This is a genomic window from Vreelandella sp. EE27 (genome assembly GCF_968206495.1).
The window spans coordinates 2314794-2337312 of the sequence record NZ_OZ309109.1 but is presented as its reverse complement, the minus strand read 5'-3'; the positions used below and the strand labels follow the sequence as shown (position 1 = coordinate 2337312).

The 22519-nt window shown below is 60.5% G+C and carries 23 protein-coding genes and 1 pseudogene; 13 read left to right on the top strand and 11 right to left on the bottom strand.

The window, feature by feature from the left end; genetic code table 11:
• Positions 1–77 precede the first annotated feature (77 nt).
• The 9 genes from ACWHVV_RS11205 to ACWHVV_RS11165 form a co-directional block, all read right to left on the bottom strand.
• Entirely contained in the window at positions 78–863 is a 786-nt protein-coding gene (locus ACWHVV_RS11205) for an IclR family transcriptional regulator (RefSeq protein ID WP_447926309.1), read from the bottom strand.
• A gap of 51 nt (positions 864–914) precedes the next feature.
• Positions 915–1667, bottom strand: a complete 753-nt coding sequence (gene kduD / locus ACWHVV_RS11200) for a 2-dehydro-3-deoxy-D-gluconate 5-dehydrogenase KduD (protein ID WP_447926308.1) — start codon at positions 1665–1667, stop codon at positions 915–917.
• 30 nt (positions 1668–1697) lie between these two features.
• A complete protein-coding gene (kduI, locus tag ACWHVV_RS11195; protein WP_447926307.1) occupies positions 1698–2528 on the bottom strand; it encodes a 5-dehydro-4-deoxy-D-glucuronate isomerase in 831 nt (276 codons plus the stop codon).
• Positions 2529–2585: 57 nt separating this feature from the next.
• The gene (locus ACWHVV_RS11190; RefSeq protein ID WP_447893644.1) at positions 2586–3860 is read right to left on the bottom strand and encodes a TRAP transporter large permease; all 1275 of its coding nucleotides are present in this window, start codon (positions 3858–3860) and stop codon (positions 2586–2588) included.
• Positions 3857–4399: a TRAP transporter small permease gene (locus ACWHVV_RS11185; RefSeq protein ID WP_447926306.1), complete on the bottom strand. Its 543-nt coding sequence runs from the start codon at positions 4397–4399 to the stop codon at positions 3857–3859. Before ACWHVV_RS11185 ends, ACWHVV_RS11190 begins: the two co-directional genes overlap by 4 nt.
• Positions 4399–5397 (bottom strand): TRAP transporter substrate-binding protein, encoded by a 999-nt coding sequence (locus ACWHVV_RS11180; protein ID WP_447926305.1) that lies wholly within the window; start codon positions 5395–5397, stop codon positions 4399–4401. Before ACWHVV_RS11180 ends, ACWHVV_RS11185 begins: the two co-directional genes overlap by 1 nt.
• A 223-nt stretch (positions 5398–5620) precedes the next feature.
• Entirely contained in the window at positions 5621–6601 is a 981-nt protein-coding gene (locus tag ACWHVV_RS11175; protein ID WP_447926304.1) for a 2-hydroxyacid dehydrogenase, read from the bottom strand.
• Positions 6602–6630: 29 nt separating this feature from the next.
• A complete protein-coding gene (locus tag ACWHVV_RS11170; RefSeq protein WP_447926303.1) occupies positions 6631–7605 on the bottom strand; it encodes a sugar kinase in 975 nt (324 codons plus the stop codon).
• Positions 7598–8623 carry a substrate-binding domain-containing protein gene (locus ACWHVV_RS11165; RefSeq protein ID WP_447926302.1) on the bottom strand — a complete coding sequence of 342 codons (1026 nt, stop codon included), beginning with the start codon at positions 8621–8623 and terminating at the stop codon, positions 7598–7600. Before ACWHVV_RS11165 ends, ACWHVV_RS11170 begins: the two co-directional genes overlap by 8 nt.
• Positions 8624–8787: 164 nt before the next feature.
• On the opposite strand from ACWHVV_RS11165, the gene ACWHVV_RS11160 reads away from it, so the two are divergent.
• From ACWHVV_RS11160 to ACWHVV_RS11150, 3 genes are read left to right on the top strand one after another with little or no spacing between them, the layout of a single operon-like run.
• The gene (locus tag ACWHVV_RS11160) at positions 8788–10305 is read left to right on the top strand and encodes an amidase (protein ID WP_447926301.1); all 1518 of its coding nucleotides are present in this window, start codon (positions 8788–8790) and stop codon (positions 10303–10305) included.
• A 33-nt stretch (positions 10306–10338) separates the two neighbouring features.
• Complete coding sequence (locus tag ACWHVV_RS11155; protein WP_447926300.1) at positions 10339–11148, top strand: methyltransferase domain-containing protein; 810 nt, start codon at positions 10339–10341, stop codon at positions 11146–11148.
• Entirely contained in the window at positions 11145–12143 is a 999-nt protein-coding gene (locus ACWHVV_RS11150) for a methyltransferase (RefSeq protein ID WP_447926299.1), read from the top strand. Before ACWHVV_RS11155 ends, ACWHVV_RS11150 begins: the two co-directional genes overlap by 4 nt.
• Positions 12144–12173: 30 nt before the next feature.
• Here ACWHVV_RS11150 and greB read toward each other — a convergent pair whose 3' ends face one another.
• Complete coding sequence (gene greB, locus ACWHVV_RS11145; protein WP_447926298.1) at positions 12174–12704, bottom strand: transcription elongation factor GreB; 531 nt, start codon at positions 12702–12704, stop codon at positions 12174–12176.
• Between the two features lie 192 nt (positions 12705–12896).
• Here greB and ACWHVV_RS11140 point away from each other — a divergent pair, with 192 nt between their 5' ends.
• The 10 genes from ACWHVV_RS11140 (at position 12897) to ACWHVV_RS11095 (ending at position 21921) form a co-directional block, all read left to right on the top strand.
• Positions 12897–13538: a tetratricopeptide repeat protein gene (locus ACWHVV_RS11140; RefSeq protein WP_447926297.1), complete on the top strand. Its 642-nt coding sequence runs from the start codon at positions 12897–12899 to the stop codon at positions 13536–13538.
• Positions 13539–13608: 70 nt separating this feature from the next.
• Positions 13609–14301, top strand: coding sequence for an NUDIX domain-containing protein (locus tag ACWHVV_RS11135; protein ID WP_447926296.1), 693 nt, complete (start codon positions 13609–13611; stop codon positions 14299–14301).
• Positions 14294–14740, top strand: a complete 447-nt coding sequence (locus ACWHVV_RS11130; protein ID WP_447893632.1) for a DUF1249 domain-containing protein — start codon at positions 14294–14296, stop codon at positions 14738–14740. The genes ACWHVV_RS11135 and ACWHVV_RS11130 overlap by 8 nt, the downstream gene beginning before the upstream one ends.
• Positions 14740–15477, top strand: a complete 738-nt coding sequence (locus ACWHVV_RS11125) for a metallophosphoesterase (protein WP_447926295.1) — start codon at positions 14740–14742, stop codon at positions 15475–15477. The genes ACWHVV_RS11130 and ACWHVV_RS11125 overlap by 1 nt, the downstream gene beginning before the upstream one ends.
• A gap of 164 nt (positions 15478–15641) precedes the next feature.
• Complete coding sequence (gene cysD, locus ACWHVV_RS11120) at positions 15642–16604, top strand: sulfate adenylyltransferase subunit CysD (RefSeq protein WP_447926294.1); 963 nt, start codon at positions 15642–15644, stop codon at positions 16602–16604.
• Entirely contained in the window at positions 16604–18037 is a 1434-nt protein-coding gene (gene cysN / locus ACWHVV_RS11115) for a sulfate adenylyltransferase subunit CysN (protein WP_447926293.1), read from the top strand. Before cysD ends, cysN begins: the two co-directional genes overlap by 1 nt.
• A 272-nt stretch (positions 18038–18309) precedes the next feature.
• Positions 18310–18873, top strand: a complete 564-nt coding sequence (locus ACWHVV_RS11110; protein WP_447893629.1) for a type 1 glutamine amidotransferase domain-containing protein — start codon at positions 18310–18312, stop codon at positions 18871–18873.
• Positions 18873–20006, top strand: coding sequence for an App1 family protein (locus tag ACWHVV_RS11105; protein WP_447926292.1), 1134 nt, complete (start codon positions 18873–18875; stop codon positions 20004–20006). Before ACWHVV_RS11110 ends, ACWHVV_RS11105 begins: the two co-directional genes overlap by 1 nt.
• Positions 20007–20080: 74 nt before the next feature.
• Positions 20081–20755: a zinc metallopeptidase gene (locus ACWHVV_RS11100; RefSeq protein ID WP_447926291.1), complete on the top strand. Its 675-nt coding sequence runs from the start codon at positions 20081–20083 to the stop codon at positions 20753–20755.
• A gap of 134 nt (positions 20756–20889) precedes the next feature.
• Positions 20890–21921 (top strand): hypothetical protein, encoded by a 1032-nt coding sequence (locus tag ACWHVV_RS11095; RefSeq protein WP_447926290.1) that lies wholly within the window; start codon positions 20890–20892, stop codon positions 21919–21921.
• A 165-nt stretch (positions 21922–22086) separates the two neighbouring features.
• Here the strand turns inward: ACWHVV_RS11095 and ACWHVV_RS11090 are convergent.
• Positions 22087–22449 (bottom strand): annotated as a pseudogene (locus ACWHVV_RS11090) (DUF1698 domain-containing protein); the annotation flags it as partial.
• Between the last annotated feature and the right edge of the window lie 70 nt (positions 22450–22519).

The following is a 22519-nucleotide window of genomic DNA, read 5'->3' as shown; positions in this document are numbered from 1 at the left end:
TGAATTAATGTCAGGCGGGGCTTTGGCGTTTCGGTGCCAGAATCGACGCGCTTAACGTCAGCCAATACCGCTAAGTCTCAGATGTTACTTACTGCCCCACCGATGTCCGCCGAGAGGGCCGCGGCGAGCTCCCCGAGCAGTGCCCGGCAGCGCTCGATGTCCGGGACGTCGCGGTGCATGGCCTCGGGAATCAGGGTCAGGTAGGGAATGGTGATGACCGCTTCGATGGACTCGTGCACGCCGAATATCGGGAAGCTAATGTTGGTCAGGCCTTGCACCTGGGGGCTCGGTCCGACGAAGTAGCCCTGGTGGCGAATAGTGGAGAAAAGCGCGCGGGTGCGCTCGGCTTCCTCATCCGTGGCCCCGCTGGCCTCGAGCATGCGTTCGCGTCGCGCTTCGTCGAGAAAGCTGAGCATCACCGCGCCGGAGCCCGATCCCCAAATGTCGATCTGGGCACCCAGGCGCAGGCTGAACCCCATCTTGTCCGGGTTCTCGTACTGGGCGACGACCAACAGGTGCCCGGGGCGTAGCACGCTCAGGTGGCAGGATTGCGAGATTTCGTAGCAAAGCGCCTCCATGCGCGGTATGGCCGCTTGTACCAGGCGCTTGGTCGGCGGGAAGCGGTGCGCCATCTCGAACATCTTGAGCGATAGCTGGTAGCGGCTGCCGCTTTCATCCATGGCCACGTAGCCGCGATCGCGCAGCACCATCAGCATACGATACATCTCGTTGGTCTTGCGCCCGATCTGCTCGGCAATCACCTGGGTACTCAACGGTTGGGACGACTGGGCGAGCAGCTCCAGAATATCCAGCCCCTTCTCCAGTGCAGGCGCGTGATAATGGGTCTCCGCCTTGTCCTTCATACCGCTTCCTTTCATCGTCGTTTTATCGGCGGGGGCCTTTGGATGTTCGTCTTAGCGGGCAAGCCAGCCACCGTCCACCGCCAGGGTATGGCCGTGTACGTAGCGCGCCGCGTCGGAGCACAAGAATACCACAGCGCCGGCCAGGTCTTCCGGCGTGCCCCAGCGCCCGGCGGGAATACGACCGAGAATTTCGTCATGGCGTTTCGGGTCGTCGCGCAGCGCCTGGGTGTTGTCCGTTGCCATGTAGCCCGGGGCGATCGCGTTGACGTTGATATCGTGGGCGGCCCACTCGTTGGCCAGCAGACGAGTGAGCCCCATGAGGCCGCTTTTGCTGGCCGTATAGGAAGGCACGCGCACGCCGCCCTGAAACGACAGCAACGAGGCGATATTGACGATCTTACCGCCGCTTTCGCGCTCGCGCAGATGCCGGGCGATGCACTGGCTCAAAAAGAACACTGACTTCAGGTTGACGTCGATTACCTCGTCCCAGTCCTGCTCGGTGAAGTCCAACGCGTTCGCCCGGCGGATCATCCCGGCGTTGTTGACCAGGATATCGACCTGGCTTGCCTGCTCGAGCGCCTGGCCGACGATGTCTTCGGGGCGGGACCGGCCAAGCTCCGCCTCGACGCCATGAAAGCGCCGGCCCAGTGCCGTGACGCGCTGGGCGGTCTCGGTGGCGGGGCTACGGTTGACGCCGACGATGTCGGCCCCCGCCTGGGCCAGGGCAATGGCGATCCCTTGTCCCAGACCCTTGTTGCAGCCGGTCACCATGGCGGTACGGCCTTCGAGAGAAAAAAGCTCCATGTCGTCTCCTTGGTGGATAAGCGGCCTGGCTTAACGCAGGTCGCGAGTGGCAACGAAGTCCATGTCGTCGTAGGTAAGGTTCTCGCCGCACATACCCCAGATGAACGTGTAGCGACGCGTGCCGAAACCGCAGTGAATCGACCAGCTGGGGTGAATCACCGCCTGCTCGTTGGCAACCACGATGTGGCGGCTTTCCTCGGGTTTACCGCACAGGTGGAAGACCACGTCCTCTTCGGCCAGGTTGAAGTAGAAATAAACCTCCATGCGGCGCTCGTGGGTGTGGCAGGGCATGGTATTCCACATGCTGCCCGCGTCGAGTTCGGTCAGCCCCATGGAGAGCTGGCAGGTCTCGAGCACGTCGGCGTGCAGGTACTTGTTGATGGTGCGCACGTTGCCCGTGGCCGGGTCGCCCAGGGTCATGGGCGAGGCATCCTCGGGGCGGATGTGGCGAAGGGCCAAGCGCACGTGGGCTGGAGCCGAGTTGATGTAAAAGCGCGCCGGATCGGCTGGGTCATCGCTTTCGAAACGCACGTCCCGGCTCTCCTTGGGGATGTAGAGGCCGTGATGGCGCCCGAGCGCGACGCTTTCGCCATCGACCACGATCCGCCCCGGGGCGCCGATGTTGATGACGCCCATTTCACGGCGCTCGAGGAAGTAAGCAACGCCGAGTTCCTTGCCATCGCCAAGGGTGAGCGAGCCTTGCGTGGGGACCGCGCCGCCGATGATGATCCGATCGACGTGGCTGTAGGTCAGCTTGAGCTCCCCCGGGCACATGATCTGCGTCACCAGCATTTTGTCGCGCAGGCCCTGGGTATCCAGGGTCTTGAAGTGGTCTTCGTGAACGGCTTGAAGAATGTCCATGTAAGCTCCTTTGGCCTCGATGGGCGGGTATCGATAAAAAACGGCTAAACAAACGCCTCAAGAGAAGAACATGAGGGGCCACAGGGTAAGCGCGGGTATGCTCATGACGAGTAGCATGACCAGCACGTTGGCCAGCAGAAACGGCAGGGCGCCCCGGAAAATACGGCCGATGGAGAGCCCGGTGATCGATGAACAAACGTTTAGGCACATGCCGACGGGCGGCGTCACGAGTCCTATGGCCAAACCGCTGATCAAGAGCACCCCGAACTGCACCGGCGAGATGCCGGCGGCGACCAGAATCGGCAGCACCACCGGCGTGATGAGCAGGATGGCCGGGGTCACGTCGACGAAGGTACCGATGAACAGCACCGCCAGGGCCACGACCAGCAGCAGCATGAAGGGCGAAAGTTCGAGCCCGCCCAGGTAGCCCGCGAGCAGTTGCGGAACCTGCTCCATGGTCAGGATCCAGACGTAAAGCTGGCTCATGGCGATGATGATCATGACCGTCGCGCTGGTCATGACCGCCGAGCGCAAAAGCGCCGGTAGCTCGCGAAGCGTCAGACTGCGAAAGACCACCAGCCCCAGAAACAAAGCGTAGCCAACGCCGATGGCCGCGGACTCTGTGGCCGTCGCCACTCCGCCGACCACCGCGCCCACCACGAAGACCGGAATCAGCAGCGCGAGTACCGAACGCTGGATGACCAGGCGCTTCTCGGTGGCGCTCAAGCCTGCGTGGGCGCGCGGATAGCCGTGACGACCCGCCATCAGCGCGATCACGCCCATCATGAAAAGTCCGATCATGAGTCCCGGCAGTAGGCTTGCCAAAAACATCGTGCCGATGGACTGCTGGGCGGTGACCGCATAGATGACCATGGGCACGCTCGGCGGAATGATCATGCCCATGGTGGAGGAGGCCACGGTGATGCCGCTCGCCGTCTCGGTCGAATAGCCCTTGCGCGTCATCTCGGGAATCATGGCCGAGCCCACCGAGGCGGTATCCGACACCGACGAGCCCGAAATACCCCCGAAGATCATCGAGGTCGAGATGTTGACGTGGCCAAGCCCGCCAGGGAAGCGGCCCACGAGCATCAAACAAAAGTCGATCAACCGCGTCGTGATCCCCGAGGCGTTCATGATCAGCCCCATGAGGATGAAAAGCGGCAGGGCGATCATGGTGTAGGTATCCATACCCGACAGCACCCGCTGGGGCAGTACGCCGATCAGGTTGGGCTGTAGCACGATGAAGTAGAGCAGCCCCGATAGCCCCAGGGAGTAGGCGATGGGAACGCCGATTAGCAAGAGCGCGAAGAGCGCGATCAGTAGCAGCGTCATGCCTGGGTCTCCTGAGCGCCGTCGCGACGGGTAGCGGGGCGTTCTCCTCCGACCAGTACGGCCAGCGAGAACAAAATGACCAGAACCGCCCCGATGGGGACGCTGATCTGCACGACCCAGTTGGGCACGTCGAGCACTGCGGAGCGAAAACGGCCCACCTGGCCGATCCAGCCAAGGCTAAGCCAGGCAAGGTACCCATTGAAGAGCACGACCAGCAGGTGGCGTAGGCTATCGACCGCTTTCAGATAGACCGGCGGCAGGCGCTCGACGAAGACACTGATGCGAATGTGTTCGCCGCGCAATATGGCGACGGAGGCGCCCAGCGCAGTGGAGTAGACGAACAGAAAACGCATCAACTCCTCGGCACCGGCAAAGCCGATACCGAACAGATAACGAAGCACTACCAGCGTGAAGCAAAGCAGAAAGATCGCCGCCACCAGCGCGGCGATCAGATTCTCGAGCAGGGCAGCGGCGCGCCTAACGATACGCATGCCTGGCGTATCGCTTGCCACGTCTTGAAGCGACGACGGCTGGCTCATTACTCCTGCCCTTCGCCATGACCGGTTTGGGCCAGCACCGCATCGAGCTGTTCACGGCTGAAATCACCCCGTTCGACGAAGAACTCCCAAACCGTTACTACCGCCTCGACGAAGCTCTGGCGCGAGGTATCGCTGAGTTCGTTGATCTCCATGGACTCACCCAGGGTCTCGAGGTAGTTCGCCTCGGAGGCGAGCCAGAGTTCGTTGGAGCGCGTCATGGTTTCCACCGCCACTTCGTCGACCAGCGTCTGCATCTCTTCGGGGAGCTGGTCGTACCACTGAGCGCTGATGAAAAACGGGTCGGGATGGATCTGCCAGTTCAGCAGTGTCAGGTACTCCTGCGCCTCGTTGAACTTCATATCGGCGATGTTCGATGGCGGGTTTTCCTGGCCGTCGACCACGCCCGTACGCAGCGCCATATAGGTTTCGGTATAGGGTACCTGCTGGGGCGATGCGCCCAGCGCCTCGAAAGCCCGCAGGGTAGGCGCCAGCGGCGGCGTACGGATCTTCATGCCCCGCAGGTCGGCGACCTCATTGACGGCGCGCACGTTATTGGTGAGCTGACGCATGCCCCCGGCCACGCCGGTCACCGGAATATGCAGCTGGCTGGCGCGCGCATCGGCATCGATGGCCTGGCCCAGCTCGCTTTGCATCACCTCGATGGCTTCTTCCGGCGTCTCGAAGAGAAACGGCATGGCGTAGATCAGGTAGGCCGGGTTGGCTTGGGCGAAGAGCCCGCCGCGATAGCCCTGGATGAGGCCCATCTGCACCTGCTGGAGAACGTCTTCTTCCTTGCCAAGGGTGCCATTGAAGTAGAGCTCCACCGCGATGCGCCCGTCACTGCGCTCTTCGAGGGTCTCCTTGAAGAAGCGCATGGACTCCGAGCGCGGCGCATCGTCGGTTTGTGAGTGCGCGTACTTGAAGGTGTAGTCCGCGGCGAGAAGAGGGAAGCTGGCTCCCAGGGCAAGGGTGGCAATGACTGACAGGTAAGGGCGCATAACGAACTCTCCAATAGCGTTATTGTGATGTTGTTGTGAAGCGCTGTTCAAATATAAAAGTTATTTTTATATTTGATTGTTGGTTAGCTTAGCGGGATTGATCGCCAGGTCAATTGAGACATTGGTCGAGGGTTGACCCCTGGAGTGGGCATAAAAAAAGCGCCCGAAGGCGCTTGTCTGGTGGTGAGTATCAGGGTGAGGGCTGGTGATGAGTACAGACCGGCTACGCCGTTTTCCACGCCTCTTCGTTGACCAGGCTAATCGGCCGCTCGCCGGTGAGCGCCAGGCGCACGTTGTCCACCGCCCGCTGGGCCATGGCGGCGCGGGTTTCGAGGGTGGCGGAGCCGATGTGGGGGAGGGCAACCACGTTGGCCATGCCGGGCAGCGGTGAGGTGTCGGAAAGCGGCTCCTGCTCGAAAACGTCCAGCCCCGCGGCGTGGATCACGCCGCTTTCCAGCGCCTGGATCAACGCCCCTTCGTCGACCACCTTGCCGCGGGCGATGTTGATCAGAATGCCGGTGCGCTTCATTTGCGAAAGCTCTTTCTCGCCGATGAGCTTTTCGGTTTGTTCGGTCAAGGGTACGGTCAGGCAGACGAAATCCGACTCGGCGAGCAACTGTTCGAGTTCGCGCCGCTCGGCGCCTAATTCACTTTCTACATCGGGCTTGGGGGAGGCGTTGGAGTAGAGCACCTTCATGCCAAAGCCAAGCGCCCCGCGCCGGCCGATCGCCTGGCCGATGCGGCCAAACCCTACCATGCCCAGGGTCTTGCCGTGCACGTCGCTGCCGTAAAGGTCCGGGCCGATGCTCGCCTCCCAGGCGCCCGCTTTCACCCAGGTGGCCAGTTCCACCACGCGCCGGGCGGTGGCCATCAGAAGCGTAAAGCCGGTATCCGCGGTGGTTTCCGTCAGCACGTCCGGCGTGTTGCAAAGCAGGATGTTGCGCCTTGTGAGCTCGTCCACCGGGATATTGTCGTAGCCCACGGAAATGGTCGCGACCACCTCGAGCTTCGGTGCGGCGTCGAGTAGCTCGGTGGTAATGGGCAGGCCCGAGCCGATCAGGGCGTGGGCGCGGGAGAGGGCATCAAGGGTTTTGGGTGCCTGGAAATCCAGCGGCTTGGCCAGTTCGATCAACTCGAAGTGCTGTTCGAGTTCGGCCCATTGGCTGTCGCTCAGCGTACCCATCACGATAACGGTTTTACTCATGCGGTTTCCTTGCGTGCGTTGTTGTCGGTTCAGCGCTCCAGCGCCTGAAGCTGTTCACGGGTGGGCAGGCCTTCCATATCGCCGACGACCTGCACCGCCTGGGCCCCAACCAAATTACCACGGGCAAGCGCCTGTTGGGGCGATAAGCCATCGAGCAGTGCGCTGATCGTACCCACCGCGAAGCCATCCCCCGCGCCGACGGTGTCCACCACGTTGGCCACCGGTTGCCCCGCTACGTGCAGGCTTTCAAGCTGGCCGCCCAAATGGCCCCGGTAGTAGCTGCCCTCGGGGCCGAGCTTGATGATGACCGCTTTGGCGCCGCGCTCGAGATAGAAATCGGCTATTGCCGCGGGCTCCTGCTCGCCGGTCAGCCGTTGGCCTTCCGAGAGCCCCGGTAGTACCCAGTCTGCATGGCGAGCGAGTTCATTCAAGGTGTCTCGCATGACGTCTTCGCTTTGCCAAAGCGAGGGGCGCAGGTTCGGGTCGAACGAAACGCTCGCCCCGCCAGCGCGGGCCTTTTGCATCAGGTGACGCGTCAAGTCCTGGGCGCTTTGCGAAAGCGCCGGGGTAATACCGGTGGCGTGCAGGTGAGTGAGCGCGGCGAAGTCGACGCTTTGCGCATCTTCTACTGCCAGGTGGCTGGCGGCGCTGCCCCGGCGAAAATACTCCACCCGCGGGTCGGCGCCGCCTTCGGCGCGCTCCTTGAACATGAGGCCAGTCGGGTGTTGGGTGTCGGTATGAATGTAGCGTGCGTCGATGCCTTCGGCTTTAAGCGTTTGGCGAATGAAGTCACCGAAGCTGTCCTGGCCGACCCGGCTTAGCCAGCCCACCGAGTAGCCCAGCCGTGAAAGACCGATGGCGACGTTGTTGTCCGCGCCGGCCAGGCGGCGGTGAAAGTGCTCGATGGACGAAAGCGGCCCCGGTGTGTCGGCGACCAGCATGCCCATGGCTTCGCCAAAGGTCAGTACGCTCAGCGATGAATCGGTTGAGGCGGTGTTAGCCATGTAGTGCTCCAGCGGTCGGTAAAGGGTGGGTTAAAACGGTGCTGCCGCGGGGGATCAAACGCGGCGGATGACGATAGTCGATGGGGGCATCGGGCGTTAACAGCCGGGCCACCGCGGCGCGGCTGATCGCATCGCACGGTTGGGCAAGGGTGGTGATGCTCGGGGTCATCAGCGCGCACCAGTCGAGCTCGTCGATGCCCATCAGCCCCAGCGGCCCGAGGGTTAAACGCAACCGCTGAACGGTTTCGACCACGGCAAGCGTGGCGGTCCCGTTGGCACAGAGCACCGCGCAAGGCGTTTGTGCGGTCGCGTTCAGCTCGGTCAGCGCTTGGGAGATCGCATCCGGCTCGAGAAGGGTAAGGGTGCGCGAATTGATGCCAAGCGCCGCGCACCGGGTTTGAAAGTGGGCCAGGCGCTGTTGGCGGGCGCTGGCCCCCTCCGGGGCGTTGCTTGCGTATAAAAGCGAGCGATACCCTTGGGCGATGAGGTGCTCCAGCGCCATATCGATGGCCAGCGCGTTATCCAGACCGATCGCCTGCTCCCCCAGCTCGGGAATTTCGCGATCGAGCAGCACCACCGGCACGCCGCGACGCTCGAGCGTTAGAAGCTGCGTCTGGGGCTGGCCGGTGGCGTTGATGATGATGCCCTCGGCCTGGTAGCCGGCCAACAGTTCGAGGTGGCGCTGCTCCTGAACCGGGTCATTATCGGTGTTGCAGACGAGCAGCGAGTAGCCGTGCGCCCCCGCGGCCTGCTCCACGCCGTGGGCTATCGCCACCGAAAACGGGTTGCGGATATCCGCCACCAGCAGGCCCAGAAGCTTCGAGCCGCCACCTTTCAAGCCCCGCGCCATCTGGTTGGGCTGGTAGCCAAGCGAGCCCGCCGCCGCCTCGATGCGCGCGCAAAGCTCGGCCGAGAGCTTGCCACGCTCCGGGCCGAAATAGCGCGACACGCTGGTTTTCGAGGTGTGGGCGCGCTTGGCCACTTCGATCAGGGTGGCGCGCGGTGGCGTTTGGGACATGCGCTGGCTCTATTCATGACTGTATTCATGACTGCGATGGGAACGTTCCCATTGACGTTTCAAACTAGTGGTTTTGAGAGGCGAAGACAAGATCGCCTAAAGTGGTAGAGTGAGCATTAGAGCCTTTCGAAAGCCGGCATTACCGAACAAAAAAGGGAGACCGCATGCGCCTGGATGAGTATCAGCGTTTTGATGCACTGGGGCTGGCCGAGCTGGTTCGCCGTCGCGAAGTAAGCCGTGAAGAGCTGTTGGATACCGCACTACGCGCCATCGAACAGTTGAACCCGGCGCTGCACGCCGTGGTGCGAACCCGCGCCGACCAGGCTCGGCGCGAAAGCGCCTCGCTAAACGATGACGGTGTGTTTGCCGGCGTGCCCACGTTGAGCAAGGACCTCTTGATGGGCATGGCCGGCGAGCCGCTGGCCAGTGGCAGTGCGGCGCTTATGGATTGGCGCGCGACGCAGGACGCGCCGATCATCACCCGGGCGCGCCAGGCGGGGCTGGTGATTGCTGGCCAAACCGCCACGCCGGAGCTTGGCCTGATGGGCATTACCGAGCCCAGGGCGTTTGCGCACCCGGAAAACCCCTGGCGCGCGGGTTATTCGCCGGGGGGCTCGAGCGGGGGCGCCGCCGCGGCGGTGGCGGGCGGTATGGTGCCGCTGGCGCTGGGGGGCGACGGCGGCGGCTCGTTGCGTATCCCGGCAAGCTACTGCGGGCTGTTCGGCTTCAAACCCTCCCGCGGGCGGGTGCCGCTCGCGCAAGGCCAGGGTGAAGTGTGGCAGGGCGCGGTGATCGAACACGCGCTGACCCGCAGCGTGCGGGACAGCGCCGCGCTTTTAGAGCACATCAACGGCATGCTGCCGGGAAGCCCCTACCCGGTGGCCCGTGAAACCGGTTACCTGGCAGCGCTTTCTGAGCCCTGCAAACCGCTGCGTATTGCGCTCTCGTTGGGCGAGCCGTTCTCGAAAGGCCTTGAAACGACGCTCTCGCCAGAGGTCAAAACCGCCATCGAGAAGGCGGGCAAAGCCCTAGCGGACATGGGCCACGAGGTGGAGTGGGCGGACCCGCCGGTCGACGGCGAGGCGCTGGCCGAAAGCTACCTGACGCTTTATCTGGGCCATCTGGCGGCGGATCTTGTCTGGCTGGGCCAGGCGACGAACACGCCGCTTGGCCGGCTGGCCATCGAGCCCGCGACCCGCGCTATTGGCCGCCTGGGGGCAAAGCTGCGCGCCCGGGAGTATGAACTGGCCAAGCGCGAGTGGTACGCCGCGGCGGCACAAATGAGCGCGTTTCACGAACGCTTTGATGGGCTGGTGATGCCGGTAACGGCGGACACCGCGCCCAGGCGCGGCGAGCTTTACCCAAGCCGAGCGCGGGAGCGCCTCATGGCGCTATTGGCGCTTCCCGGCCTTCCCTCGATTGCCTTGAAGGCGGGGATGCTGAAGCGTTTGGCCGTCGATGCGTTAAGCCGTACACCCTATACTCAGCTTGCCAATTTGACCGGCCAGCCGGCAATGTCGGTGCCGCTGCACGTGTCGGCCAACGGCCTGCCGGTGGGCGTGCAGGTGGTGGGGCGCATGGGCGAGGATAAAACGCTGATGCAGCTTGCCGGGGCGCTCGAGCAGTTCGCCCCCTGGCCGCAGCGGCCACCATCACAAGCGTTCGCGATGGATGCAAGGTAAACTGCCCGTTTTGAGAGCCATCTGGCGAAAGGCATGCACTCCATCTATGAACTGACCCCGGCGGGGGATCGCTACTTCGACGGTATGGTCGACAAGTTCTCCCGCTCGCTCTACTACGCGCCGCGCGGCGAGCTGCGCCTGGCCATGTTGGACTACTTGTTGCCGCACATGCTCGCCCTAAAAGGCCAGCCGGTGCTGGACATCGGCGGCGGGCTTGGCCAGCAGGCGGCCTGGTTCGCCGAGCGCGGCCACGGCGTGACGCTGGCCGAGCCCTCCGGCGATATGCTCGACTACGCCCGTCAGTGGCATCAGGCGCGGGAAACGGTGCCCGAGCAGGCCATTCGTTACCTGCAGGCGCCGCTTCAAGCGCTACCCGGCGAGGCCCCTGGCCCTTGGCCGCTGATCACCTGCCACGCGGTGCTCGAGTGGCTGGGCCAGCCCCGCGAGGCACTGAGCGTGCTGGCCGCTTTGCTGGCCCCCGGCGGCCAACTGAGTCTGATGGTCTTCAACCGCGATGCGCTGCGCTTCTCCAACGCCGTGAAGGGTAATCTAAAAAAGGCCTTGAGCGACGAGCTGGAAGGCAAGGGCAAGCGCCAGCGGCTGACGCCGATCTCCCCGGTGACCCACGCCGATATCAGCCAGTGGGCCGAGGAGTGCGGGCTCGCGGTGCAGGCGGTGGCCGGCATTCGCATCTTCCAGGACTATCTACGCACGCCCCCGGTGGATGAAACCGAACAAGCCACGCTGCTGGCGCTGGAAAAACAGTACTGCCGCCAGGACCCGCATTGGCGACTGGGGCGCTATTTGCTTTATACATTAACCAAACCTGAGGCCGATTCATGAGTGCCCAACTTCCCGCCTGCCAACTTCTCGAGCGCTACTATGGCGACGCGGCCGCGCTTTGCCCCGTCGCCCCACCCGAGGACACCTGGCTGATCCACCGTTCGGCGGCCATGGTCAGCGATAACGTCGCGCTGCGCACTGCCTGGCAGGCCCAGCAAAAAAGCGCCAAAAGCCCTTTTGACGCCGAGATCGACCTGGCCGCCGGCCAAGTGGTGCTTTTCTGGCCGAAGGCGCACCAGCTGGGGCTTTGGTGGCTACAGTGGCTTTGTCACACGCTGCCGGAAGGTACGGCGGTGGCTATCGTCGGTGAGCACCAGGGCGGCATCAAGCGCGTGCCCCAATTCCTGGACGAGCAGGGCATGGCCTGCGACAAGCTGGACAACGCCCGGCGCTGTTCGCTGTTCACCACGCGCACCCGGGGGGCGAGCGACCCGGAAAATGCCTGGACCACGTTCGAAGCGCAAGATCTGGCGCTTGTCAGTCACCCCGGCGTGTTCGGCCACGGCAAGGTCGACGACGGCACCCGGCTATTGCTGGAACAGCTTGAAAAGCACCTGCCGCAAAAATCGCTTCGCGTGCTCGATATGGGCTGCGGCGACGGCATCATCACCGCCTGGCTCGCCAAGCGCGGTTTTGATGTGACCGCCGTGGACGTGAGCGCCTTCGCGGTGAAGGCGTGTCAGCGAACACTCGCGGCCAACGAATTGAGCGCCCGGGTGCTCGAAAGCGATGTGTTCGAGGCGCTCGAGGACGAGCAGTTCGACGTCATCGTCAGCAACCCGCCGTTTCATCAGGAGCGCGATATTAGCTACGGGCCCAGCGCCCGGCTGATCGAGCAGGCCCGCGAGCATTTGAGCCCCCAGGGGCAGCTCATGTTGGTCGCCAATGCGTTTTTACCCTATCCGCCGCTTTTACAGCGCGCCCTGAGTGATGTCGAAACCCTGGCGAATAACCGGCGCTTCAAGGTATACCGCGCCGGTTTGGCAAGGCGCTAAACCCCGGCGGGGTTTCACGGCGCAATGGTTTCATGTCACGTAGTGAATCGCCGAGACGAGGTAGAACGTCTCGCCACTGGGCGTTTGCACCGTGATCTCGTCATCGACTTCCTTGCCAAGCAGCGCCTTGGCCATGGGCGAGTCCACGCTGATCCAGCGTTTCTGGGTATCGATTTCGTCGTGGCCGACGATGCGAATGTCCAGCGGCTCACCGTCTTCGTCTTCCAGGCTGACAAACGCGCCGAAAAAGACCTTGTCGGTGTTGGCCGGTAAACGATCGACCACCTGCAGCTCGTCCAGGCGCTTGGTGAGATAGCGAATCCGCGCGATCACCCGGTGTAGCTCTTTCTTGTTGTAGGTGTAGTCGGCGTTTTCCGAGCGGTCGCCCTGGGCGGCGGCTTCGCCTACCTTGGCGGAGATGGCGGGGCGCTTCACCCTTGAAAGGTGATCGAGAATGCCGCGCAGGCGCTCGGCGCCCTGGGCGGTGATCAGGTTGCTTTTGGGCTCCTGGCGCGGGTCCTTGGCCGGGTCGCGCCAGCGGGTCATGTTGCGGCCTTTCATGACGGTTCTCTCCTTGCGTTTGTGCGCCAAAGCTTAAGCGAAAGCGTGGGGCTGGCTCAAAGCGCTGTTATGAGCTGATAGAAGTTCTGGCGAGTCATTCAAACGTTCGTTACATTATTTGGCAGGGCGGTTGTATCCCAACCGCTCATCGACGATTTCGAGTACGCGACAAAAATAACCAAGGAGCTTTTCATGCGCACACACTCTTCTCGCTGGCTGTTGGCTTTGACCCTGGGCGGGGCGCTGGCCCTTTCGCCGTTGGCCGTTAGCGCCTACCAGGACGAGCTTTTCTCGTTAACCAACCGCTGGGAACATACCGTTACGGAGCTTCCGGCCAACCAGCGCCAAAGCACGCTACAGGCGCTGAGCGGCGAGGCCGAAGCGTTGGCCGAGCAAAACCCCAACGAAGCCGACGTGCTGATATGGGAGGGCATCATACTCGCTTCCTACGCCCGTGAGCGCAGTGGCCTGGGGGCGCTTGGCACCGCCAAGGACGCACGTAGCGTGCTCGAGCGCGCCATCGAACTCGACCCCCGGGGTGGCAACGGCTCGGCCTACGTCACCCTTGGCGCGCTTTATGACCGCGCCCCGGGCCGGCCACTGGGCTTTGGCAATAGCGACACCGCTGAGCGCATGTTCCAGCGCGCCCTGGAGATCCGCCCGGATGGCATCGACGTAAACTATTACTACGCCACTTTTCTGAGTGAAGAGGGCAACACCCAGGCGGCGCGAGAGCACGCCCAACGCGCGGTGGACGGCACGCCGCGGGAAAACCGCCAGCTTTCCGACGAAGCCCTTCGCCGCGAAGCGCAGACCTTCCTGCAGTCGCTTTAATAGCGCGCAAATTGGCATTCCCGGCATCTAGCATTGATAATGGATCGATTGTGCTAACCGGGAGTGCCCCATGGCGTCCAGCCTCACTACATCGCTTGCCCCCGCGCTTGCCACACCCGAGCTAACCCGTTCGGACGTGACGCTCGACAAGCGCGAGACGCTTTATCAGGGCTTTTTCCGTCTGGAGGAGCTCACCCTTCGCCATCGTCTCTTCGAAGGCGGCGAAAGCCATAGCATGCGCCGCGAAATTCATAGCCGCTTCGACGCGGTGGGTGTGCTGTTATATGACCCTCATCGCGACGCGCTGGTGCTGGTCGAGCAGTTTCGCGCCGGTGCGATCGACGATCCGCGCTCGCCCTGGAAGCTCGAACTGGTGGCCGGCTTGGTCGAGAAAGGCGAATCCCTCGAAGACGTGGCCCGGCGCGAGTCCCTGGAAGAGGCGGGCTGCGAGGTCGGCGCGTTGACCAAACTTCACACCTACTATCCAAGCCCCGGGGCGTGCAACGAACGGGTCACGCTGTTTTGTGGGTTGGTCGATACCACCGGCATGGGCGGCATTCACGGCCTTGCCGAAGAGCACGAGGACATTCGTGTTCACGTGGTCAGCTTTAGCGCCGCCTGGGAGCTTTTGGGTCAGGGCCGGCTCGACAACGCCATGTGTTTGATCGCGCTTTACTGGCTGGATGGCCAGCGCGCGTCGCTGCGTGCCGCGCCATCCCAAACCCCTGCCCCTGGCGAATTCGAAAGGAGCGAAGATGGCTAGAGCCGCCTACGTCACCGACTTAAAATCCCTGCAAGGGGAGTGCAGCGCCAACTATGCGCGTCTGCTGCGCCTGGTGGGCACCATGGAGGCCGGCCAGCAGCGCGATATCAACCTGCACACCAGAGACCAGCACCTAGGGGTTCTGCATCTTGCGGTGCTGGAGCAGGCCCCTTACACCACGATGGTCGAAGTGACCCAGAGCGGGCCTTTGGACAGCGTCCTCGAAGGCCCCAAAATGCGCGTGCATCTTTATCACGATGTGCGCATGGCCGAGGTTACCGACTTTCAGCGCGAGCGCCACTTCAACGGGCGTTACCGCTACCCCAACGCCAAAATGCACCAGCCCGATGAGAAGCTGCAGCTCAACCGCTTTCTGGGGGAGTGGCTGGCCCACGGGCTGGCTCACGGTCACGCCTACGATATTCCCGAGCTCCCCTGATGCGCTTGATTCAGATTACCGATGCCCACCTTCATGCCGATAAAAACGCCCGCTCTCGCACGGGTATCCCTTGGCGGCAGTTCGAGCGCGTCGTCGAGCAGGTGATCCGTGAGCGCCCGGACATCGTGCTGTTCAGCGGCGATATAAGCCAGGACGAGACGCTGGCCTCCTACACCCATGCTTGCCAGGTGCTCGAGCAGTTGCCGTGTCCCTGGTTCTGGATCCCTGGTAATCACGACCAGCCGGCGCTGATGGCCGAGTGTCACCCGCTGCTCGACGAGGTAGAGCTCGATGATTGGCGTTTGCTGCTGCTCGATACCCACGTCGAGGGCCAGCCTCATGGGGAGCTGGGCGCCGAGCAGTTAAGCGCCTTCGTCGAGCGCCTGGAGCAGAGCGACACACCGACGATCATTGGCCTGCACCACCCGCCAGTGGATGTGGGAGCTGCGTGGATGGACGCGATCGGCCTCAAGGACCGCGACGCTTTCTGGCAGGCGCTGAGTGCCTACCCCCAGGTCAAAATCGTGCTGTTTGGCCACGCTCACCAGGCGTTTGCCCAGCAGCCTACGCCGGGCGAAACCCGAATGGGGGTTTACGGCTGCCCGGCCATGGCGGATCAGTTCATGCCCGGGGCGCTGGAGTTCGCGGTCGATCAAGCCTCGCGTCCGGGCTACCGGGTGTTGGAGCTTCGCCGCGGTGGTGAATGGCAAACCTGGATCGAGCGGGTCAAAATTTAATGGTTTGGTTCGTTAGATAGTTCTTAAAAGCATAAAAAGATAGTTATTAATTCTTTCAGGTTATTACTTTTGGGCGTTACCCTACTCACAGTGACGATAATGAGGCAAACACCGTTTGCAGGCACCGTTAGTCAGCACCCCGGTGCTTTTAGAGGGAGTAGGCAATGACCCAGTTTAAAGCTCCGCCGAGCGGGCAGCGGCGCGAGTCCTCCATCGCGATTGACGGCGCGCGCCAGACGCACCTCAAGCAGCTCGAAGCCGAATCGATTCATATCATTCGTGAAGTCGCCGCCGAGTTCAGCAATCCGGTGATGATGTACTCCATCGGTAAAGACTCTTCGGTCATGCTGCACCTGGCGCGCAAGGCGTTTTACCCCGCGCCGCCGCCGTTCCCGCTGCTGCATGTGGACACCACCTGGAAGTTTCGCGAGATGATCGAGTTTCGTAATCGCATGGCGGTCGATGCGGGTATGGAGCTTCTGGTGCATACCAACGAAGAGGGGCGGGCAGCGAACATCAACCCCTTCGATCACGGCAGTGCCAAGTACACCGATATCATGAAAACCCAGGCGCTCAAGCAGGCGCTCAGCAAGTACGGTTTCGATGCGGCGTTTGGCGGCGCGCGTCGCGATGAAGAGGCATCGCGGGCCAAAGAGCGGGTCTACTCGTTTCGCGACAAATACCACCGCTGGGATCCGAAAAGCCAGCGCCCGGAGCTTTGGAACATCTATAACGCCAAGGTCAACAAGGGCGAGTCGATCCGCGTGTTTCCGCTCTCCAACTGGACCGAGCTCGATATCTGGCAGTACATCTATCTCGAGTCGATTCCGATCGTGCCGCTTTACTACTCCGCCCCGCGCCCGGTCGTCGAGCGCGACGGCATGCAGGTCATGGTCGACGACGATCGCCTACCGCTGGAACCGGGTGAGGTACCCGAGCAGAAATCCGTGCGCTTTAGAACGCTTGGCTGCTACCCGCTGACCGGCGCGGTGGAGTCCACGGCGGCCACGCTGCCGGAAATCATTCAGGAGATGCTGCTGACCCGCACTAGCGAGCGTAGCGGGCGGGCCATCGACCGCGACCAGGTCGGGTCGATGGAGAAGAAAAAGCGTGAGGGGTACTTCTAATGTCACACCAATCGAACCTGATTGCCGATAACATCGAGCAGTACCTGCACGAGCACGAAAACAAGGACCTTTTACGGTTCATCACCTGCGGCAGCGTCGACGACGGCAAGTCCACGCTGATCGGGCGGATGCTTCACGACTCGCAAATGATCTTCGAGGACCAGCTCGCCGCGATCACGCTGGCCTCCAAAACCAGCGGCACGACCGGCGACGCCGTCGACCTGGCGCTGCTGGTCGACGGCCTGCAGTCCGAGCGCGAGCAGGGCATCACCATCGACGTGGCCTACCGGTTTTTCTCCACCGATAAGCGCAAGTTCATCATCGCCGATACGCCGGGCCACGAGCAGTACACCCGTAATATGGCCACCGGTGCCTCCACGGCGAGCCTGGCGGTGATCTTGATCGATGCGCGCTATGGGGTGCAGACCCAAACCAAACGCCACAGCTTCATCGCCGATCTGCTCGGCATCCAGCATTTGGTGATCGCGGTCAACAAGATGGACCTGGTCGAGTTCTCGGAAGAGCGCTTCAACGAGATCAAACGCGAGTACCAGCAGTTCGCGACCAACTTGAACGCCCCGGATATTCGCTTCGTGCCGCTGTCGGCGCTGACCGGCGATAACGTGGTCAATAAAAGCGACCATACCCCCTGGTACTTTGGCCCGGGCTACGAGAGCCGCACGCTGATCGAGCTGCTGGAAAGCGTCGAGCTCAGCCATGATCAGAACCTGACGGATTTGCGCCTGCCGGTGCAGTACGTCAACCGGCCTAACCTGGACTTTCGCGGCTACTGCGGCACCCTGGCCGCGGGTATTTTGCGCCCGGGGCAGGGCGTCAAGGTGTTGCCGTCGGGCAAAACGTCGAAGGTCGCGCGCATCGTCACCCAGGACGGCGACTTAAGCGCGGCCTACCCGGGTCAGGCGATCACCGTGACCCTCGATGACGAGATCGATATCTCGCGCGGCGATTGGCTGGTCGAGGCGAACGCCGAGGTGCCGCTGTCCAACGCGTTTATAGCCGACATCGTATGGATGCATGAAGACGCGCTGACGCCGGGCAAGCTTTATGATTTCAAACTGGCCACCCGAGATCTTTCCGGCGAGGTTCGGGCCATCGAGTATCAGGTCGATGTGAATACCCTGGAAACCTACCCGGCGGAGCGGCTGGAACTCAATACCATCGCCCGCTGCGAGATAGAGCTCACCGCGGCCATTCCGCTTGACGACTACCGCGCAAGCCCGGGTACCGGTAGCTTTATCGTCATCGACCGGCTAACCAACGTGACCGTTGGCGCGGGGATGATTCGCGGCCTGGCCGCGCAAGGTGAGCAGACGCAAACCACCGATTGGGTCGCTTTCGAGCGCGATTTGAACGCCCTGGTACGCAAGCACTTCCCGCATTGGGATGCGAAAGATATAAGTAAGCTTTTTTAAGCTGTACGTCAGTTTGTGTTTTGAACTTTGTGTTTTGAACGTTGGTCGGCCCTGTCACCCCGGGGCCGGCTTTTTTTATGTAAGTCATTTCACGTCGGCGTATCGAGCGGGAGGCTACTTTGTAGCGGGGGATGTGGGGCTGTACAAGTTTTAGGTGGCCTGACAAGCGGATTCGTTAACGAATAGCGCTTGACGATTGTACAAGATAAGCCACACTTGTAAGGCGTTGTACGGCATGGCCGAACGCATGTCATCACGAAAAGGAGAGCACGATGAGTCAAGCATTAAATGGTAAACGCGTTGCAATTCTAGCCGCCGACGGCTTTGAAGAGTCCGAACTCAGCGTTCCGCGTGCTTCGCTTCAGAAAAACGGTGTCGAAGTCCATATCGTCACGCCGGATGGCAAAGGCATTCGCGCTTGGGCGGAAACCGACTGGGGCGATACCTACGAAGCTGATAAAGCGCTCAGCGACGTATCCGAATCCGATTACCACGCGTTGGTCTTGCCGGGCGGCTTGTTCAACCCGGACGAACTGCGCACCAACGAAGACGCGTTGAGCTTCGTTAAAGCCTTCTTCCAGGCCGGCAAGCCGGTTGGCGCTATCTGCCACGCCCCCTGGATTTTGATCAACGCCGGTGTGGTCGACGGTCGTAAAATGACCTCGGTACACAGCATTGCCCAGGATTTGAAAAACGCCGGTGTGAACTGGGTCGACGAAGCCGTGGTTTGCGATGAAGCGCTGGTATCCAGCCGCACACCGAAAGACCTGGACGCCTTCTGCTCCAAACTGCTTGAAGAGATTCAAGAAGGGAAGCACTCGGGCCAGCACGCTTAATGGCGTGGTACCACCAGTGGGCGAGCTTTGCCAAGCGGCTCGTCCACGTTGTCGCCAAGCCCATGAAGCGCGACAGTGGCCGCGGCGGGATGGTGGTTCATCCCTACCGTGGCTACGGGTCCCAAAAGGAAATATTCATCATGGGCCGCGTCTTTCGACAGGCGGCACTCGGCCGCGCCATTCCCCGGCGCGGCTTTTTACGTGATACCGCCGATGTTGCCCGGCGCATTTTTCGGCGTGGTTTGAAAGAGGCGCAGGTCGACGTTTGCGTGGGTGAGAACGAACTTTCGCTGGTTACCGACCGCGACGGCTACTTCGATGCCCACTTACCGATCGAGCACGCACTCCCTATCGACGTATCCTGGCATCGAGCAGATATTCTCGTTCGCGCCGAAGGGCAAAACCCCATTCGTACCAGCGCGGAGGTTTACGTACCGCCACCGGAGGCGGACCTGCTGGTGATCAGCGATATCGACGATACCGTAATGTTTACCGGGGTCGCCGAAAAGCTGAAAATGCTTTACCGGCTTTTCGTGCGCAAACCCCACCGGCGTACCGCCTTTCCCGGCGTGGCCTCCCTTTATCAGTCGCTTTATCGTGGTAAAAGCGAGAAGGCCGAGCGGCCTATTCTGTACGTCTCCCGGGGGCCCTGGGCGATTTATGAAATGCTCGAAGCTTTTTTCCAGCTCAACCGTATCCCCGTCGGGCCCATTTTGTTTCTGCGTGAATGGGGCATTTCCTGGCGCAAACCCTGGCCACGCAAGGCCGAAGACCACAAGCGTGACCTGATCGACCGGATGCTAGGGCTTTATGACGATATGCCCTGCGTGCTGATCGGCGACAGCGGCCAACACGACCCGGAAGTCTATACCGAGGTCGTAAAAGCCTACCCCGGCCGTATCAAGGCGATTTACATTCGCCGGGTGGATAAAGACCCGAAACGCCAGCAAGCGATCGAACGGCTTCGCGAAGAGCTGGCCGGCACCGACTGCGATCTGATACTCGCCGCTGACAGCGTGTTGATGGCCGAACACGCCTATGAGCAGGGCCGTATCTCGGCGCGCGGTTTGGAGGCGGTCAAGCGTGATGTCGAGGAGCATCGTAAAGAGGAGGCCGAAGAGGCCGGCGTTTAGGGTTGTCGGATGCCCAGTGCACGCGGTTCGGCGACGTGGTACAACAGGGGTTTTGATCCGCTGGGGTAGAGACCATGATCGTACTTCTCATCGTGCTGGCACTGGCCATCTTTCTACTCCCCAACCTCTGGGCGCAGTGGGTGCTCAAGCGCCATACCCGCGGGCGCGACGACTACCCCGGTACCGGCGCCGAGCTTGCCAGCCACCTTCTGCGCCGCTTCGATCTAAAAGATGTCACCGTCGAGCGAACCGAGCAGGGCGACCACTACGACCCGCTCGAGCGCGCGGTGCGCCTGACCCCGGAGCACTTCGACGGCCGCTCGCTCACCGCCGTTACCGTCGCCGCCCACGAAGTAGGCCACGCCCTGCAACATGCCGAAGGATATGCCCCGCTCATCGCCCGCAGCCGCATGGTCGGCGTTGCCCAAAAAGCCGAGAAGCTCGGCGCGCTGTTGATGATGGCCGCACCGTTTCTATTTATTTTAACGCGCCTGCCCGGCGGCCTCGCCCTGGTCATCGGCGTTGCCGTCATCAGCTTCGGTACCGCCGCCGTGGTGCACCTGGTGACATTACCGGTCGAGTTCGACGCCAGCTTCAACCGAGCGCTTCCGCTTTTGAAAGAGTACGTACCCCCCTACGATATGAACGGCGCCCGCCACGTACTGACCGCCTGCGCATTCACCTACGTGGCGGCCTCGCTTGCCAGTATTTTGAACCTGGGGCGTTGGTTGGTGATTCTGCGCCGCTGATATCAGTTTTCATGTTTATTGGAAATATTAATATTGGCTGATTTTTTTAATTCTTATCTTGGTTTAACTTGAAATAACGTTTATCGTTAATTTTTCTTTATTAACTGGCCGATGTTGAATAAGCGTAAGAAGATATGACTAAAAAATTGCAAAAGTTTTTGCCCAGCGATACTGAATCCTGTTATACGCCAACGGCTTTTCGGTTAGATTCTATACCCTATCAAAAAGCAATGTTTGCCACCGGTGAAATTAATGAAAGGAAGTTTGTCCAGCGTCTCGCATGGTCTAATTATGTTGGAGTAAATCCTACGGCTTACCAATACTCTGAAACTTCACCTCGATTTTTTAGCGAGCCTAAGCAGCATGGGGAATGTGAAATGGATGAATCAAAATGGTATATAAAGTTGGATGAGAATTTCAACGATTTTGATGTTGTTAAAAGTTACTTTAAAAGCATATATGATGACTGCTTTTGCTTTTGGGATAGCACTACTTCACATGGTAAGTTTTTCTACATGGTTTTTGCTATATGTGTTTATATTGCATACAAGGTAGACTCCTTCTCAGTAATAGCCGTTTTGCTTTCTCCAATAGGTTGGATGATTTCTATTTTTCTGACTTGCTACGTCGTTATTAAATGGTTTGATAATGATAACAAGTATCACCGATTATCTTTAAGTGGTCTGAACGACTGTTACTTGTCTCGCAAGACAGGTATGGTGTTCGTCCCTTGGGGAGAGTTTCATTTTTATGAGTTTGATGCTTATATTGTTAGAAAGAAAAATATTATGGGAGATGAGAGGTTTGTTCTGAATTTGATCCATCGTTACCCCATTGAGAGTTATTCTCCAAGCGTCTATCAGTCTTCAAGTTTTTTAATGGATATAGAGGGTGGTATTAAAGAGTATCAAGCCCTTTGGGATATGATGTGTCGATATATGGACATCTCTCAGCCCCTCCCGGATATTCCACAGTTAGAACCTTTTAGGGCTCATGATTTAACGACACGACTTTACGACGAAGAAGCTAGTCGATCGTTACCTGACTCATATTGGGTGCATTTCTATAATCATGTTACGTGGCAGGGACTAGAGAAAGCTCGAATTGCTCATCAGTCTTTGATAAATAAGCTGGAGTGGAAAGGGCAGGCGAATTTAATGAAGTAAAAAGTTCCTAACTATATTTCGATTGAAAAAAGTATTAGTTTGGAAGTTAGGGGTGAGTGTGATTTTTAAAAGCTACCCAAAAATAAATTAATAATATGATTGGTGGGCGCTCAATCTTTCTTTTATATAAGTTGAGCGCTGAACGTTTAATAGGCGATATGAGTTCTATTCGACTTGGTTTGCAATGACCACCGTCCGCCGTGGGCCAGGATAACCCTCGAGAGTGCACGTGCGATCCTCTGGGTCCAGAAAAACTGCAAGCGATCGATATGTTATCCACTTGGTCGAGCGCTGCTCTTCAAGAGTCGTCACCGTTTCATCCACCACGCGCACGTTAGTGAAGCCGCAGCGCTCTAGCCAGTGACAGAGCGCTTTGGAAGGAGGAGGGCAGGAAGTAAACGTTGGGCATCGCGGAGTAGCGCTCGCCGGGCAAGAGCAGCGTATGCTCGTCGTCTTTGACCACCGGGTTTCTAGTACCAGCTTGCCGTCCGGAACGAGCGCGGCCTTGAGCGATTCAAGGGTTCGAAGGTCGATAACCAGTGCTTTGCGCTAAAGGGACAGAGAGGACGCGACCAACCGCGCTTCGCTCTGGAGACGC